Raw genomic sequence first — 16632 nt, forward strand, 5'->3', positions numbered from 1 at the left:
ACGCTTCGAGATTGATTGAACGATGTTCAAGTTTGGGGAGGACGAGATGGTCGCGGTCGCGGCGCTCAGTGTGGACGGCGATGACGACGAACAGTTGCGTCAACTGGCTGCATGGTTGCGAGACGAGGATGAGCTCCGAGGCCGAGTCAAGGTCACTGGTCCGGCGATCGATGTCGGCCAGATGGGCGGCGTCGCCGATTCGATCGTCGTTGTAGTGACCAGCGGCTCGGCGGCCACACTCTGCAGATCGGTGTTCGATTGGCTTGCGCGGCGGCGTGAGGTGCAGAAAGTGTCATTGAAGGTCAAGAACGAAGAATCGGGTACTGAACTGGAGCTGGACTGCGGGTCCGCCACCGATGCCGAGACGGTGCTGCAGGCCGTCTGCGAATTCCTCGAAGGCACTTCCTGATGGTCGCGCTCCCTGACCCGGCGTTGTCCCGTGCGATCTTGATCGGCACGAGCGATTTTCAGCGTGACGACCGACTGCCCAACCTGCCAGCAGTCCGCAACAATCTGACCGATTTGGTCACCGCGCTGACCAACCAGCGGGCCGGGATCATCAGCCCGGAACACTGCACTGTCGTCGACAGCCCGGACTCACCAGGCAGCTTCATGACTCGGCTGGAACGAGTTGCGAACCAGGCCGAAGACTTGCTGCTCGTCTACTACTCCGGGCACGGGATCCGACACGAGACGAAGAACATCCTCTACCTCACGGTGCATCAGTCCAACCCGGACAGCCCGCGGGGAACCGCGGTTCCGTTCGATGACGTCCGCGAGGTCATCGAAAACAGCCCAGCGCGGACCAAGCTGTTGATCCTTGACTGCTGCTACTCCGGTCTGGCTCTCGGTTCGATGTCCGGTGGAGGGGTCGATCAACGTGAGATCGCCATCAGCGGAACGTCGGTGCTCACGTCCTCGCCGCGTAACAAGATCTCGCACTCGCCACCAGGGGAACGGAACACTGCCTTCACCGCGGAGCTGCTTTCCCTGCTGGTCAAGGGCTCCCGGATTCCGGATGAACCCCTGACCGTCAACGCGGCATACCGGTCTTTGCGGTCAGCGATGGCCAACCGGGACCTACCGCTGCCGAAGATGAAGGCTGAGGACACCAGCGCGGCTTTGCTACTGAGACGGTCGGTGCCGTCGGCCTCGCCTTCACAGCAGAGGACAGTACGTGCGGTCGTCGCATCGAGACCTGCGGCACCGCGATCTGCCGCAGCGCCGCCACCGAGACGTGAGCCGGTTCCTGAGATGGTTGTGCATTCCGCCACCGTGGAACCCACAGTCTTGGAGCCCGACGCGGTGATGGAACCTCGACCTGAGGTTCCCGTTTGGCGGAGTGCCGCGCTCGACACGACAACGCGAAGTCTTTCAGTGGCCAGCTCGATCCTTCTCTGGGCTGGACTGGTGATCGGCTCTGGTATGGGAATCGGCGGTGTATTCGGCGGTATCTTTGGCAAGGCCGAATCAGGTACGAGCGTGGCAGGCGATATCGGCATGGGCATCTTGTTCGGCTTTGTGGGTGCTGGTTGCGGCTTCCTCATCCGGCGTCGGCTCAAAAGCACCGCCAACACTCCGGGCGAAGGATTACTGCTCGCCAAGGCCTATCCGATGTTGTTCACGAAGCTGAACAAGTTGAGTCGCACGGTATTGGCACTGGCGACGGTGCTCTTCGCTGTGTCGTTCTTCGTTGGACTGTTCACACCGATCGGCTCGACGACTTCGCAGGGCACGTCGCGTCCTTACTCGCTGACCGTTCAGATCTTCACTTTGGTCACGATGGCCGAACTCGCCGCGATCTCAGGATTTTTGTTCTGGAAGCTACGCCGCCGATAGCTTCGAAACGGCGAAGGCCCCGCGAGTGCGACTCGCGGGGCCTTCGTTCGTTCATCGTCTATCAGGGAAAGCCGGGTACGCCGGTCTTCGACGACGTGGTCGGCTGACCACCACCGTTGCTGGTGTACACCGTGATCGTGATGTCCTGCTTCTGCGTGACCGTCGAGCCACCGCTCGGGTCGGTCGACGCGACGTTGCCGACGTCGCTCGGGTTGAACGTGCCCTTGGTCTTCTGGATGATCTTGCCGCCCCAGCCGGAGCTGCGGAGCCTCGCGAGTTCGGCGTTCGCCTGATCCTGCGTCATCCCGACCACGTTCGGCATCGTGAACTGGGTCTGCGAGCCGTTGGACACCTCGAGCACGACCTCGCTGCCAGACGCCACGCTGCCACCATTGGGAGTCTGATTGACGACCTGGTCCTTTGGCGCGTCACTGTCTACAGACTTGACCACCGGCTTGAATCCTGCGTCAGACAGCCCCTTCTTGGCTTCGGTGACGGTTTTGCCAACGTAGTTCTGAACGGGCTTCAAAGGCTTGGCCTTGCCGACCTTGATGGTCACCTGGGTGCCCTGCTCGACCTGCTTGCCCGCGGCCGGATCCTGCTCCTGGACCTTGCCGGCCTGGGTCTGGTCGTCGACATCGACCTCTTCGACGTTCGGGTTGAGGGCCAGGCCCTGCGCCGTGAGCGCGTTTTCGGCCTCGGCGCGTGTCTTGGTGGCGAGGTCGGGGACCTGCACCTTGCCGGGTGCGACACCCACGCTCAGTTTGAGCTTGGTGCTGGTCGCCACCTTGGAACCCACGGCCGGATCGATCGCGACCACCTTGCCGATCTGCTCGGTGGAGCAGGTCGCCTTACCGGTGGACTGGGCGCCACAGGGAACAGGGATCCGTTCGAAAGCGGTGAAGCCGGTGCTGCGCAGCTGGTTGCCAGCTTCGGCTTCGGTCATCCCGACGACGTTGGGGATCTGGGCCTCGGTGGTCGTGTCCTTGAACGCGCCAAGTAACCACATGATCAACAGTGCGGCGCCCGCGACGAGAATGCCCGCCACTACGGCGATGATCGTCCGGCGGCGGCGCTTGTCGCGGGGATCCTCGTCGTCCATGGCCGCGGCGAACTCGTCGTAGCGCTGCGACTGGCGGCGGTCCGAGTCCATCACCTGGGTGCGCTCGTCCTCGGACATCACCATCGGCGCGGACGGGCGCTGCCCCGACAAGGTGCGGACCAGGTCGGACCGCATCTCTGCCGACGACTGGTACCGGTTGGCCGGGCCCTTCGAGAGCGCCTTGAGCACGACCGCGTCGAGTTCCGCCGTGACGGCCGGGTTGACCGAGGACGGAGGCTTCGGGTCTTCCCTGACGTGCTGGTAGGCGACCGCGACAGGGGAGTCGCCGGTGAACGGCGGCTCGCCGGTGACCAATTCGTAGAGCACGCAGCCCGCGGCGTAGACGTCCGAGCGGGCGTCGACCTGCTCGCCGCGTGCCTGCTCGGGGGAGAGGTACTGGGCGGTGCCGATCACGGCGGCGGTCTGGGTCATGGCGGACTGGCCGTCGTGCATCGCGCGGGCGATGCCGAAGTCCATCACCTTGACCGCGCCGTTCTTCGTGATCATCACGTTGGCGGGCTTCACGTCACGGTGGACGATGCTGTGGCGGTGCGAGAAGTCGAGCGCCGCGCAGACGTCGGCCATGACCTCCATGGCCCGCTTCTGCGACATCGGGCCCTCGGTCTTGACGATGTCACGCAGCGTCCGGCCTTCGACGTACTCCATCACGATGTACGGCAGCGGGCCGAACTCGGTGTTCGCCTCGCCGGTGTCGTAGACGGCGACGATCGCGGGGTGGTTCAGCGCGGCGGCATTCTGGGCCTCGCGGCGGAAGCGTTCCTGGAACTGCGGGTCGCGCGCCAGGTCGGCGCGCAGGATCTTGATCGCCACTTCGCGGCCCAGCCGCACGTCATGGCCGTGGTGTACCTCGGACATACCGCCGTAGCCGAGCGTGTCGCCCAGCTCGTACCGGTTGCTGAGCAGTCTTGGTGTGCTCATTTCTGCGTGCCGTTCCATTCCGTCCAAGGTGTGCTCATCATGCCCTGAGGGCCTTCAGCCGGCTGTGTGGGTTCATAGGCCGACCCGGTCGGCCGCACGTCCGGTTGTTCATTCGCCGGTGGTCTGCTCCCGCCGCCCGCCACCTTCACGATCACCAGCACGGCGGCCGTGACGATCAAGACGGCGACCACCACCAGCGCGACCCACAGCCCGGTGTGGTTCCGTCTCCGCTGTGGCAGTCCGCCGGGCGGCGGCACCGGCATCAGCGCGGGATGCGACGGCGGCCCGATCGGGGCCATCGGGTTGTGCAACGGCACTGGTGCGTAACCCGAGTTCAACATCTGCTGGGGAACCGGCAGCGGATGCCCGGCCTTGACCGCGGCGATGGCGGCCGCGAACTCGCCGCCGTTGTTGTACCGCTGCCTCGGGTCCTTCACGAGCGTGGCCTCGATGACGGCGCGCGCGTGCGGCGGGACGTCGGGCGGCAGCGGCGGCGGGATGTCGCGGATGTGCATCATCGCGACGGTCACCGCGTTCTCCGACAGGAACGGCCGGTGCCCGGTCAGGCATTCCCAGCCGCAGACCGCCAGCGAGTAGACGTCACTCGCCGGCTCCGCGCCGTGGCCGAGCGCCTGCTCCGGCGCGATGTAGTGGGCGGTGCCCATGACCATGCCGGATCGGGTCACCGGCGCGGCGTCGGCGGCCTTGGCGATGCCGAAGTCGGTGATCTTCACCTGCCCGTTCTTGGTGACCAGGATGTTGCCCGGCTTGATGTCGCGGTGCACCAGGCCCTGCTCGTGCGCCGCCTGCAGCGCGTTGCCCGCCTGCTCGAGGATGTCCAACGTGGCGTCCGCGGTGATGCGGCCCTGTTTCGCGAGTATCCCGGCGAGCGGATCGCCCTCGACGAGCTCCATCACCAGGTACGCGATCGAAAGCTCGTCGGCGACGGTCTCGCCATAATCGTGTACGGCCGCGATACCCGGATGGTTCAGCGAAGCCGTCATCCTGGCCTCCGTGCGGAACCGGTGCAGGAACTCGGCGTCCCCGGACAGCTCCGCCTTCAGCACCTTCACTGCGACGGTGCGGTCCAGCCGGGTGTCACTGGCCTGCCAGACCTCGCCCATCCCGCCGACGGCGATCCGGTGCGTCAGCTTGTAGCGCTCGGCGAGCAGTTGACCCGTGGACAGCATCCGCTATCCACCCCCGAGCTTCGCGTTGATCGCGGCGCGCCCGATCTCGGCGGCGACGGTGCCACCGGTCGCCTCCAGGCCGCGGTTGCCGCCGGACTCGACGATGACCGCGACCGCGATCTGCGGGTCGTTGGCCGGCGCGAAGCCGGTGTACCAGGCGTGCGGCGGGGTGCGCTTCGGGTCGCTGCCGTGCTCGGCGGTGCCCGTCTTCGACGCGATCTGGATGTCGTCGCGCTTGCCGGCGCCCTTGGTGAAGCCTTCCGACGCGAGCATCATGTCGCGAAGGATGTTCGCGTTCGCGCCGCTCAGCGCCGGGGTGCCGGTCAGCTCACTCGGGTTGATGTCCTGCAGCGTCGACGTGTCCGGCGCCAGCAGCGCCTGCACGAGCTGCGGCTTCATGGCCATGCCGCCGTTGGCGATGGTGGCCGAGAGCATGCAGTCCTGCAGCGGGCTCAGCAGCACGTCACGCTGGCCGATGCCGCTCTGGTAGAGCGCGGCCTGCGATTCGAGCTTGCCGAGCGTCGAGGTGGCGACCTTCGTCGGGATCGCCAGGTCGCTCTGCCCGATGCCGAAGTTGGCGGCGACCTTGTTCAGCTTGTCCTTGCCGAGCTTGCCCGCGAACTCCGCGAACGGGACGTTGCACGAGTGCGCCAGCGCGTCCTTGAACGTGGTGCCCGCGCACGCGGCGCCGCCGTAGTTCTCCAGCGTGGTCTGCGTCTGCGGGAGCTGCACGTTCGGCGCCGAGTTGATCGGAGTGTCAGGGCCGTTGCCGTCTTCGAGCGCGGCGGCCGCGGTGACCAGCTTGAACGTCGAGCCGGGCGGGTAGATCTCCTGGATCGCGCGGTTCAGCATCGGCTTCTTCGGGTCACCGGAGTAGGCGGTCCAGGCCTGTTCCTGCGCCTTGCCGTCGTGCGAGGCCAGCTTGTTCGGGTCGTACGACGGGGTCGACACCATCGCCAGGATCCGGCCGGTCTTCGGCTCCATCGCGACGACCGAGCCGGTGTAGCCCTTGTCCATCATCAGCTTGTACGCGGCCTCTTGGACGGCCGGGTCGATGGTCAGCCGGACGTTGCCGCCACGCGGGTCGCGGCCGGTGATCATGTCCGAGAGCCGCCGCACGAACAGCCGGGGGTCGGAGCCGTTGAGGATGTCGTCCTCGGCCCGCTCCATGCCGCCCGCGCCGTAGCGCACCGAGTAGTAGCCGGTGACCGGCGCGTACATCGGGCCGTCGACGTAGGTCCTGGTGAAGCGGAACTTGTCGTTCGACTCGACGACGCCCGCGACGATCTTGCCGCCGACCTGCGCGACGATCTGGCCGCGCTGACGGGCGTACTCGTCGAGCAGCACGCGCGCGTTGCGGGAGTCGGTGCGGTAGTCGTCGGCCTTCACGACCTGGATGTAGGTGGCGTTGCCCAGCAGCAGGACCACCATGACGAGCATGGCGACGCCTACCTTGCGCAGAGGTGTGTTCACTTGGGTCGCTCCACCATCACCGTGTGTGCCTCGGCCAGCGGAGCCTGGGGCTGCTGGGGCTTTGGCCGCGACGCGGGCCTGCGCGCGGCGTCGGAGATCCGCAGCAGCAGTGCCACGAGAATGTAGTTCGCCAGCAGCGAGGAGCCGCCTCGGGAGAGGAACGGCGCGGTGATGCCCGTCATCGGGATCAGCTTGGTGACACCGCCGACGACCACGAAGATCTGCATCACCACGGCGAACGAGAGCCCGCCGCCGAGCAGCTTGCCGAAGGTGTCGCGCACGGCCAGCGCGCTGCGCATGCCGCGCATCGCGAGCAGCAGGTAGACCATCAGGATCGCGGCGAGGCCGATGAAGCCGAGCTCCTCGCCGATCGCCGCGGTGATGAAGTCGGTGCTCGCCTCGGGGACCATGTCCGGCCGTCCGGCGCCGAGCCCGGTGCCGCCGACGCCGCCGGTGCCGAGCCCGAACAGGCCCTGCGCGATCTGGTAGCCGCCGCCGGGGTCGTCGTAGGTGGCGAGCGGGTCCATCCAGTTGGCGACGCGCTGCTGGACGTGCGTGAACAGGTTGTAGGCGATGATGCAGCCGCCGAGGAACATGCTCACGCCGAGCACGACCCAGATGACCCGCTCGGTGGCGACGTAGAGCATCACCAGCACGACGCCGAAGAACAACAGCGAGGTGCCGAGGTCCTTTTCGAACACCAGCACACCGATGCAGACACCGGCCGCGATCAGGATCGGGCCGAGGTCACGGGCACGGGGCAGTTCGACGCCGAGGAACTTGCGGCCCGCCACCAGGAACAAGTCGCGTTTGGACACCAGGAAGGCAGCGAAGAACACCATCAGGAGGATCTTCGCGAACTCTCCCGGCTGGATCGACATGAAGCCGAGCTTGATCCACACCTTCGCGCCGTTGACCTCGGAAAGGCTCTTCGGCAGCACGGCGGGCAGCGCCAGCGCGATGACCCCGATCAGCCCGGCGGTGTAGCCGTAGCGGGTCAGCGTGCGGTGGTCCTTGACGATGATCAGCACGGCCAGGAACAACGCCAGCGCGATGACCGTCCACAGGATCTGCTTCGGCGCGTCCGGCGAGAACGCCTTGCCGTTCTGGATCGCCTTCTCGGCGGACGCCAGGTCGATCCGGTAGATCATCACCAGGCCCATGCCGTTGAGCAGCGCGACACACGGCAGGATCAGCGGATCCGCGTACGGCGCCCACCGGCGTACCGCAGCGTGCGCGACACCGAAGACGGTCAGGTACGACAGTCCGTACCAGAACACGGCCGCCGTCAGCTGGTGATCCTGGTTCGCTTCGACCAGCACGAAGGCGATCGTGACGATGAACGCCGCGAAGGCGAGCAACACCAGTTCGGTGCCTCGCCTCGTCGGGAGTTCACGTTGAGGATTGGTGGTGAACGCCCCCGCTGCCGGGTCTGCCAGTTGCGGACCCATCAGTTACCGCCTCCTGGCGACACGGATGTCGATGAGGTCGCCTGGCAGTCCCTCCTCGGCTGTTCCGTGCCGGACGGGGCCGAAGGAGTGGTCGTCGGGGTGCCGCTCGGCTGCTGCGAAGAAGACGAGGGCGTCGGCGTCGGCGACGTGGACGGGCAAGGCGGTGGGGTGAGCACCTTGTTGGAGCGCAGGAAGTCGTCGATGTAGCGGCGGGCCTCGTCGAGGCTGTCCTTCTTCACGCCGTTCTTGATCGCGACCCGCGCGTCCTCCTGCAGGCTGGACAGCCGCAGCGGCTCACACGCCTGGATCTGGCACGAACCCTGCTCCTGGGTCTGCAGGTCGATGCCGAGGATGCTGCCGGGCACGCCGCGGAAGATGACGACCTCGTCGTTGGCGCCTTCACCGACGTAGTACTGGCTGAGCACGAAGTACCGGGTGGTGATCGCGGCGGCCGCGAGCACGATGAGCACCACGATGCCGCCTACCAGCCAGCGAAATCGCTTCCGGCGCTTGGCCTTCGGGTCCTCTTGCGGCTGCGGGAGCTCGGGGCGGGGCTGGGGCGGCGGCTGCGTGAGCGCGCGCGCCCTGGCCGCGGGCGAGTCCGCCTGCGGGCGTTCGTCGCTGCCGTCGCCGGCCGCGCCACCCACGATCGGGTGATCATCGCCGAAGTCGACGTCGACCACGTCGGCGATGATCACCGTGACGTTGTCGGTGCCGCCGCCGCGCAGCGCGAGCTCGATCATCCGGTCCGCGCAGTCCTGCGGGTCGCGGATCAGCATGGCGTCGGCCAGCGTCTCGTCGCTGACCATGCCGGACAGGCCGTCGGAGCAGATCAGGTAGCGGTCGCCCGCCCGCGCCTCGCGCACGGTGAGCGTCGGCTCGACCTCGTGCCCGGTGAGCGCCTTGAGCAGCAGCGAACGCTGCGGGTGGACAGCGGCCTCCTCCGGCGTGATCCGGCCCTGCTCCAGCAGCTCGTTGACGAAACTGTCGTCACGGGTGATCTGCGAGAACTGGCCGTTGCGCAGCAGATAGGCACGCGAGTCGCCGACGTGGACCATGCCGAGCCGGGAGCCGGAGAACAGCACCGCGGTGAGCGTGGTTCCCATGCCTTCGAGGTCGGGGTCCTGCGAGACGAGCTCGGCGATGGCCCCGTTGCCGTTACCGACGGCTTCACGGAGCTGGGCGAGCAGGTCGTCGCCAGGCTCGTCGTCGTCGAGCGGAGCGAGGGATGCGATGACGACCTTGCTGGCGACTTCACCGGCGGCGTGACCGCCCATGCCGTCGGCGAGTGCGAGCAGGCGCGGACCCGCGTACACCGAGTCCTGGTTGCTCGAACGAACCAGGCCACGGTCGCTGCGGGCCGCGTAGCGGAGTACGAGAGTCATGGGCGAAGCTCGATCACCGTCTTGCCGATTCGGATGGGGACGCCGAGTGGGACTCGGAGGGGTGCAGTGACCTTAGCCCGGTCGAGGTACGTGCCGTTCGTCGAGCCCAGATCTTCCACGTACCAGTCCTCGCCACGCAGGGAAATCCTGGCGTGGCGGGTCGACGCGTAGTCGTCGTCGAGCACCAGCGTCGAGTCGTCGGCGCGGCCGATCAGGATCGGCCTGCCGTCGAGCGCGATCCTGGTCCCGGACAACGCGCCGTGCGTCACGATGAGCTGCTGCGGCGACTTCCCGCCGCGTGGCCTCTTCTCCGCCTTCTTCTTCCGACCGAACGACGGGATCGCGACGCGTAGCCCGGACGCCGCGTACAGGTCCGAGCGGACGACTCGGAGCGCGGCGAACACGAACAGCCAGAGCAGCACGAGAAACCCTGCTCTGGTCAGTTGAACGACAAGCTCTGGCACGTGTTGTGTCCGCTCCCGACTCTTCAACGCCAACCTGCGACACATGGCGCGTCGCAGGTCCCCCCGCAACGCAATTGTGCGGGAACGGCTCGAACCTCCTGAAATCAGCCCTGGGTGCGGAAGACCAGCGACGAGTGACCGACCCTGATGACGTCGCCGTCGGCGAGCTGCCAGGTCTGCACCGGAGTGCCGTTCACCGTGGTGCCGTTGGTCGAGCCGATGTCGGCGAGCGTCGCCGACTGGCCGTCCCAGGTGATCTCGAGGTGACGACGCGAGACACCCGTGTCCGGGAGCCGGAAGTCGGCGTCCTGGCCACGGCCGACCACGTTGCCGCCCTGCTTCAGGGAGTATGTCCGGTTCGACCCGTCATCGAGCTGCAGGCTCGCCGCGAGCGCACGGTTTCCGGCAGGCGGTGACGGCGGGGCGTAGCTCTGCTGGGCGTAGCCACCCTGCTGGGCGTACGGGTCCGGCTGGCCGTAGCCGCCCTGGTCGTACCCACCCTGCGCGGGCTGCTGACCGTACTGGTCGTAACCGCCCTGCTGCTGGCCGTAGCCACCCTGGTCATAACCGCCTTGTGCGGGCTGCTGGCCGTACTGGTCGTAGCCGGGCTGCGCGGGCTGGCCGTAGCCACCCTGGTCGTAACCGCCCTGAGCGGGGGGCTGGCCGTAGCCGCCCTGGTCATAGCCGCCCTGCTGCTGGCCGTAGCCACCCTGGTCGTAACCAGGCTGTGCGGGCTGCTGCTGACCGTACTGGTCATAACCGGGCTGCTGCTGGCCGTAACCCTGGTCATAACCCGGCTGCTGGCCACCCTGCTGCTGGCCATAGCCCTGGTCGTAGCCGGGCTGCTGACCGCCCTGCTGCTGTCCATAGCCGTACTGGCCCTGCTGGCCGTACGGGTCTCCCTGGTCATATTGGCCGTAGCCACCGGGCTGGCTCATTGCTGGGTCTCCTGCGTTGCTGGGTGGTGCTGACCGTCCAGAACGGCCGGCGTCTTGCGGTTTGACGTCGGGATCGACGGACGAGCGGGTCTTGAACTGTCCAGTATGCAGCGCCTCGTTGCGCTCGAGCGAGACTACGACGTCACCATAGGTGTCCCAACCGTGCTCTGCGAGATGTTCCGAGACAGCCCGTGCGAGAACTTGCGTGACCCGCTGTTCGTCTCCGGCCATCCGGTCATGGTCGGCCTGCCCCAAAGCCACGATGTAGTGGTTGGGAGCGAGCAGACGACCGCCGGCCAGCTCACGAACGTTGTCCTCACTTTCCCGCTCGAGCGCCACCGCCACTTCCTGCGTGACGACGTTGCCACCGAACATCCGCGCGAAGGTGTTACCGACCAGGTGCTCGAGTCGCCGATCGAACTTCTCAACCCGGCCCACCTGGACAAGCCTCCTTCATCTCTGACTCTTCCCTTCGATCCTATCCGGGTCGGAGACCACCTACACGGCCCCCGGTGAAACCCGTTCAAACCGACTGCTAAGCTTGCTTCGCTCCACCAGAAAGTCACTCGGGCGAGTGGCGGAATGGCAGACGCGCACGGTTCAGGTCCGTGTGTCCGAAAGGACGTGGGGGTTCAACTCCCCCCTCGCCCACCCAGCAAAGGCCCCTTGGTGATAGACGCCAAGGGGCCTTTCTTGTTGCGTCGGTATGACCCGCCTCACTTGAAGGACAGCGGCAGGCTCGCCGGTCCTCGCAAAGTCACCGTGGGAGACCAGGTCGGCAGGGCCGACTGGTGGAACGAATGCGCGCGTTCGGTTAGCGCGAGTAGCAGCGTCTTCGCTTCCAAACGGGCGAGCGGCGCGCCCAGGCAGAAATGAATGCCCTGCCCGAACGCCAGATGCCTGCCCGGCGCCCGCCTCAGGTCGAACCGATCAGGGTCTTCGTGCGAGCGCGGGTCCCGGTTGGCCGCGCCGATGAGGATCACCACCTCCGCACCCTGGCCGACGGGTACGTCACCGATGGCCGTCGGAGCCATCGCGGTCCGCATGGTCAGCTGGACCGGCGAGTCGTACCGAAGCACCTCTTCGACCGTTTGCGCTGCCAGCGAACGCTCGGTGGTGAGCGCGTGCAATTGCTCCGGATGGTCCAGCAGGGCGAGCACCCCATTGCCGATCAGGTTGGTCGTGGTCTCGTGACCGGCGATCAGCAACAGCATCACCGTGATCACCAGCTCGCCTTCGCTGAGGCTGTCACCGGAGTCCGACACCGCGACCAGGTCGGACAGCAGATCCTCGGTCGGCCTGCGCCGCCGTTCGCCTGCCAGCTGCCGGAAGTACGCGACGAACTCCCGCCTGGCGCGCACCGCCTCCCGCATCACCTCATCGGGAACGAGGAACGCCGGGTCCAGCGCCCGCGCCATGGCGTTCGACCAGGCCGCGAACCGGTCGCGGTCCGCGAGTGGAACCCCGAGCAGCTCGCTGATCACGATCACCGGCAGCGGCTTCGCGATCTCACTCATGAGATCGGCCTCACCTTTTTCGGTCGCCGCGTCGACCAGCTCACGCGCGAGCGTCTCGATCCGCGGAGCCAACCGCTCGATGGTCCGCGGGGTGAACGCCTTGGAGACCAGACGGCGCAACCGCGTGTGGTCCGGGGGATTGAGCCCGAGGAACGAACGGACCACCTTGCCGTCGGCGTCCACCGGCTCGTTCTCGTCCGGATCGGGCAGCACCTCCGGCTCCGGATGGCCGAACGCGGGATCACGCAGCACCGCGGTCGCCTCGTCGTGCCCGCTCACGACGACGAAGTTCTCGTTCAGCACCAGCACCTCGCCTTTGGCGCGGACCTGGTGATACATCGGGTACGGGTCGGCCCTGGTTTCCGGGGCGAACAGCGAGGCGAAGAGGTCGGCCATGCACCCAGCCTGCCTGATAAATACTGCCCGGAAGAGCAAATGTGGCAGGCACTTGTGGTCGCTGCGCCAGGTGGTCCGACGTGAACGCCCCGTTCGCGACGTTGACCGTTGTGAACGGGGCGTTCACGTCGTGTGTGGTTCGGCCACGCTCACACTGCCAATAGAAACGGCGGGCACCCACGGGTGCCCGCCGTCTTGGCTTGTCGGTACTAGCTGACGCCGATCAGGTCAACGACGAAGACGAGGGTCTCGCCGGGCTTGATGACGCCGCCCGCGCCACGGTCGCCGTAGGCCAGGTGCGGCGGGATGACCAGCTTGCGCCTGCCGCCGACCTTCATGCCGTCGACGCCCTGGTCCCAGCCGGGGATGACCTGGCCGCTGCCGAGGCCGAAGTTCAGCGGTTCACCACGGTTCCACGAGGAGTCGAACTCCTCGCCGGTGGAGAAGGAGACGCCGACGTAGTGCACCGAGACGTTGTGGCCTGCCTTGGCTTCCTGGCCGTCGCCGACGGTGATGTCGGTGGTTTCGAGCGCCGCGGGCGGGTTGCCTTCGGGGCGGTCCACGATGGGCTTTTCCAAACTCATGCCGAACACCGTACCGAGCGTTCATCGATCCTGCTCACGACCACGGGCTACTCCATAGGCGCACACTGAAGGTGAAAACTCTTCACAATTGGCGACCGGTTAACTAACGTGCGCTCCGTCACGTCTGCGAAGGAGCAACTGGCATGCCTGGTCGCATGAAAATTCTCGTCACGCTCACCGCGTTGACGGCCGCCTCAGTCATCACGACCACACCCCAAGCCGCCGCCGCACCACTGATCGCACCCAACGACTACTGCCTGGGGCAGTGCAACGACATCGTGCCGCCCGGCGAGAACGGCAACGCCACGCTCGCCGACATCCTCGCCCACAAGGTGTTCGGCACCCGGCCGTCGCACGCGTCCGACCAGCTACCGAAGTACGCGGGGCTGGCCGACGGCTACAAGACGCTCACCACGTCGACGATCAGCAAGTTCTTCAACGACTCGTCGTTCGGGGTGCCTGCCGACCAGGTGGAGAGCACGACCAAGCCACGCGCGGACGTGACGATCACCCGCGACAAGGCGACCGGGGTGCCGCACATCGTCGGCACCACCCGCGCGGGCACGACCTTCGGCGCCGGCTTCGCCGCGGCGCAGGACCGGCTGTGGTTGATGGACGTGATGCGCCACGTGGGGCGCGGGCAGGTGACGCCGTTCGCCGGTGGCGCCGCGTCCAACCGGTCGCTGGAGCAGTCCTTCTTCTCCTCGGCCCCGTACACCGAGGCCGAGCTGCTCGACCAGATCAACAAGGTCGCCGCGAGCGGGCCGCGTGGCGCGCAGGCGCTGGCCGACGCGAAGTCGTACCTCGAAGGCGTCAACAAGTACATCACCGACTCGCACGCCGGCCGGTACTTCCCCGGCGAGTACGTGCTGACCGGGCACGTCGACTCGATCACCAACGTCGGCACGATCGACCCGTTCACGCTGACCGACCTCGTGGTGCTCGCGTCCGTGGTCGGCGCGCAGTTCGGCGCCGGTGGCGGCGGCGAGGTCCAGCAGGCCGTCGCGAAGATGGCGCTGCAGGAGAAGTACGGCCTCGAGCAGGGCGAGAAGGTTTGGCAAACCCTGCGCTCCGAGGACGACCCCGAGACCGTCAAGACCGTTCACGACGGCTCGACGTTCCCGTACGGCAAGACGCCCGCGAACCCGCAGGGCCTCGCGATGCCGGACAAGGGCACGGTCACCGGCCAGCAGCTGGTGTTCGACCAGACCGGTTCCGCCGTGGCACCCGCGACCGAGCGCGTCGCCGCGCCCAAGGAGCTCGAACCGGCTCGCGGCATGTACGACAACGGCGTGCTGCCCGCGAACCTGCTGACCGAGAAGCACGGCATGTCGAACGCGCTGGTCGTGTCCGGTGCGAAGACCGCCAGCGGGCACCCGGTGGCCGTGTTCGGTCCGCAGACCGGCTATTTCGCGCCTCAGCTGCTCATGCTGCAGGAGCTGCAGGGACCCGGCATCAGCGCACGCGGTGCCTCGTTCGCGGGCATCAGCTTCTACGTGCTGCTCGGCCGTGGCCAGGACTACGCGTGGAGCGCGACCAGCGCCGGTCAGGACATCACCGACACCTACGCGCTCGAACTCTGTGACCCGAGCGGAAAGCCCGCGACGAAGGAGTCCAACTACTACCGGTTCAAGGGCCAGTGCCTGCCGATGGACACCATCGAGCGCAAGAACGCGTGGAAGCCGTCCGTCGCCGACTCGACGGCCGCCGGCTCGTACACGCTGCGCAGCTACCGGACCAAGTACGGCCCGGTGACCAGCCGTGCGCTCGTCGGCGGCAAGCCCGTCGCGTACACCTCGCTGCGCTCGACGTTCTTCCACGAGGTCGACTCGATCGTCGGCTTCCAGGAGTTCAACGACCCCGACTTCATCCACGGCGCCAAGGACTTCCAGCGCGCCGCGCAGGACGTCAACTACACGTTCAACTGGTTCTACGCCGACTCGAAGGACGTCGCGTACTACAACTCCGGCAGCAACCCGGTCCGGCAGTCCACTGTGGACCCGAGCATGCCGGTCAAGGCGGACGCCGGTTTCGACTGGCAGGGCTGGGATCCCAACGGCAACAAGGCGGACTACACGCCGTCGTCGCAGCACCCGCAGTCGATCAACCAGGACTACTACGTCAGCTGGAACAACGCGCAGGCCAACGGCTACGCGGCGAGCGGCGCCGACAAGTCGTCGGTGCATCGTGCCGACCTGCTCGACGTGCGCGTCAAGCAGCTGGTCACCAGCGGCACCAAGGTGACCAGGGTCAACCTGACCCAGGCCATGGAGGAGGCCGCGCTGACCGACCTGCGTGCCGAGAAGGTGCTGCCGCAGCTGCTGCGGGTCATCGACAAGGCGCCGGTCACCGGCCCGGCCGCGGACGCCGTCGCGAAGCTCAAGGCCTGGCTCGCCACCGGCGCGAAGCGAACGGAGACCACCCCGGGCAGCAAGACGTACGCGTACGCCGACGCGATCCGGATCATCGACGCGTGGTGGCCGCTGCTGGTCGCCGCCGAGTTCAAGCCGGGCATGGGCGACGCCGCGTACAAGGCGATGACCGACGTGCTCCAGATCAACCAGAGCCCGTCCGGCTGGCAGAACGAGGAGCCCGGCCAGCACCACGGCCAGCCGCACCAGGGTTCCGCCTACCAGTCCGGCTGGTGGGGCTACGTGCACAAGGACATCCGCTCGATACTCGGCGACCAGGTCGCCGGCCCGCTCGGCGCGAAGTACTGCGGCGGCGGGGATGTCACGGCCTGCCGCCAGGTGCTGCTCGACTCGTTGGCCACGGCCGCCGCGCAGCCCGCGACCACGGTCTACCCGGCCGACGGCAGCTGCTCGGCAGGCGACCAGTGGTGCCTTGACTCGCTGGCGCACACCGCGCTGGGCGGCATCACGCACGACAAGATCAGCACCCAGAACCGCCCGACCTTCCAGCAGGTCGTCGAGTTCCCGTCCGCACGTGGCGTGGCCGTGGCCAACACCGCGGCCAACAAGGTGGCGAGCGCGACCAGCTATGAGAAGGGCTGGTTCAACCTGCCGCCGTCCAACGCCGTCGACGAGAACCAGTCGACGCGCTGGGCCAGCGACTGGAACGACCAGCAGTCGCTGACGGTCGACCTGGGTTCGGCGCAGCCGGTCTCCCGCGTGATCCTGCGCTGGGAGGCCGCCTACGGCCGCGCCTACAAGATCCAGCTGTCGGACGACGGCCAGAACTGGCGGGACGCGGCGTCCATAGTGGACGGTGACGGCGGCGTCGACAACGTCGGTTTCACGACGTCCAACGCCAGGTACGTGCGGATGGCCGGGGTCCAGCGCGGCACCAACCACGGTTACTCGCTCTACGATTTCGAGGTGTATTCGCACTAGC

The 16632-nt window shown here is 67.1% G+C and carries 12 protein-coding genes and 1 tRNA gene; 4 read left to right on the top strand and 9 right to left on the bottom strand.

Features of this window, described 5'->3' with window-relative positions; translation table 11 throughout:
* Positions 1-46: 46 nt before the first annotated feature.
* Complete coding sequence (locus AB5J62_RS43475) at positions 47-409, top strand: hypothetical protein (protein ID WP_370945889.1); 363 nt, start codon at positions 47-49, stop codon at positions 407-409.
* On the top strand, positions 409-1839 hold the full coding sequence (locus tag AB5J62_RS43480; RefSeq protein WP_370945890.1) for a caspase domain-containing protein: 1431 nt from the start codon (positions 409-411) through the stop codon (positions 1837-1839). The genes AB5J62_RS43475 and AB5J62_RS43480 overlap by 1 nt, the downstream gene beginning before the upstream one ends.
* Before the next feature lie 61 nt (positions 1840-1900).
* On the opposite strand, the gene pknB is transcribed toward AB5J62_RS43480, so the two are convergent.
* The 7 genes from pknB to AB5J62_RS43515 form a co-directional block, all read right to left on the bottom strand.
* Positions 1901-3880 (bottom strand): Stk1 family PASTA domain-containing Ser/Thr kinase, encoded by a 1980-nt coding sequence (gene pknB / locus AB5J62_RS43485; RefSeq protein ID WP_370950489.1) that lies wholly within the window; start codon positions 3878-3880, stop codon positions 1901-1903.
* Positions 3877-5070 (bottom strand): serine/threonine-protein kinase, encoded by a 1194-nt coding sequence (locus AB5J62_RS43490; RefSeq protein ID WP_370945891.1) that lies wholly within the window; start codon positions 5068-5070, stop codon positions 3877-3879. The genes pknB and AB5J62_RS43490 overlap by 4 nt, the downstream gene beginning before the upstream one ends.
* A gap of 3 nt (positions 5071-5073) precedes the next feature.
* Positions 5074-6543, bottom strand: a complete 1470-nt coding sequence (locus tag AB5J62_RS43495) for a peptidoglycan D,D-transpeptidase FtsI family protein (protein WP_370945892.1) — start codon at positions 6541-6543, stop codon at positions 5074-5076.
* Entirely contained in the window at positions 6540-7994 is a 1455-nt protein-coding gene (locus tag AB5J62_RS43500; RefSeq protein WP_370945893.1) for an FtsW/RodA/SpoVE family cell cycle protein, read from the bottom strand. The genes AB5J62_RS43495 and AB5J62_RS43500 overlap by 4 nt, the downstream gene beginning before the upstream one ends.
* Positions 7994-9379 (bottom strand): PP2C family serine/threonine-protein phosphatase, encoded by a 1386-nt coding sequence (locus AB5J62_RS43505; protein WP_370945894.1) that lies wholly within the window; start codon positions 9377-9379, stop codon positions 7994-7996. The genes AB5J62_RS43500 and AB5J62_RS43505 overlap by 1 nt, the downstream gene beginning before the upstream one ends.
* A complete protein-coding gene (locus AB5J62_RS43510) occupies positions 9376-9843 on the bottom strand; it encodes an FHA domain-containing protein (RefSeq protein WP_091288903.1) in 468 nt (155 codons plus the stop codon). Before AB5J62_RS43510 ends, AB5J62_RS43505 begins: the two co-directional genes overlap by 4 nt.
* Before the next feature lie 104 nt (positions 9844-9947).
* Complete coding sequence (locus AB5J62_RS43515) at positions 9948-11219, bottom strand: DUF3662 and FHA domain-containing protein (RefSeq protein WP_370945895.1); 1272 nt, start codon at positions 11217-11219, stop codon at positions 9948-9950.
* A 130-nt stretch (positions 11220-11349) separates the two neighbouring features.
* On the opposite strand from AB5J62_RS43515, the gene AB5J62_RS43520 reads away from it, so the two are divergent.
* A tRNA-Leu gene (locus tag AB5J62_RS43520) sits at positions 11350-11432 on the top strand.
* Positions 11433-11497: 65 nt separating this feature from the next.
* Here AB5J62_RS43520 and AB5J62_RS43525 read toward each other — a convergent pair.
* Both AB5J62_RS43525 and AB5J62_RS43530 read right to left on the bottom strand, forming a co-directional pair.
* Positions 11498-12694, bottom strand: a complete 1197-nt coding sequence (locus AB5J62_RS43525) for a cytochrome P450 (protein ID WP_370945896.1) — start codon at positions 12692-12694, stop codon at positions 11498-11500.
* Positions 12695-12903: 209 nt separating this feature from the next.
* Positions 12904-13278 carry an FKBP-type peptidyl-prolyl cis-trans isomerase gene (locus AB5J62_RS43530; protein WP_370945897.1) on the bottom strand — a complete coding sequence of 125 codons (375 nt, stop codon included), beginning with the start codon at positions 13276-13278 and terminating at the stop codon, positions 12904-12906.
* Positions 13279-13421: 143 nt separating this feature from the next.
* Between AB5J62_RS43530 and AB5J62_RS43535 the strand changes: the two genes are divergently transcribed.
* On the top strand, positions 13422-16631 hold the full coding sequence (locus AB5J62_RS43535) for a penicillin acylase family protein (protein WP_370945898.1): 3210 nt from the start codon (positions 13422-13424) through the stop codon (positions 16629-16631).
* The last annotated feature ends 1 nt before the right edge of the window (position 16632 follow it).

The sequence above is a fragment of the Amycolatopsis sp. cg5 genome, assembly GCF_041346955.1.
Taxonomy (GTDB): domain Bacteria; phylum Actinomycetota; class Actinomycetes; order Mycobacteriales; family Pseudonocardiaceae; genus Amycolatopsis.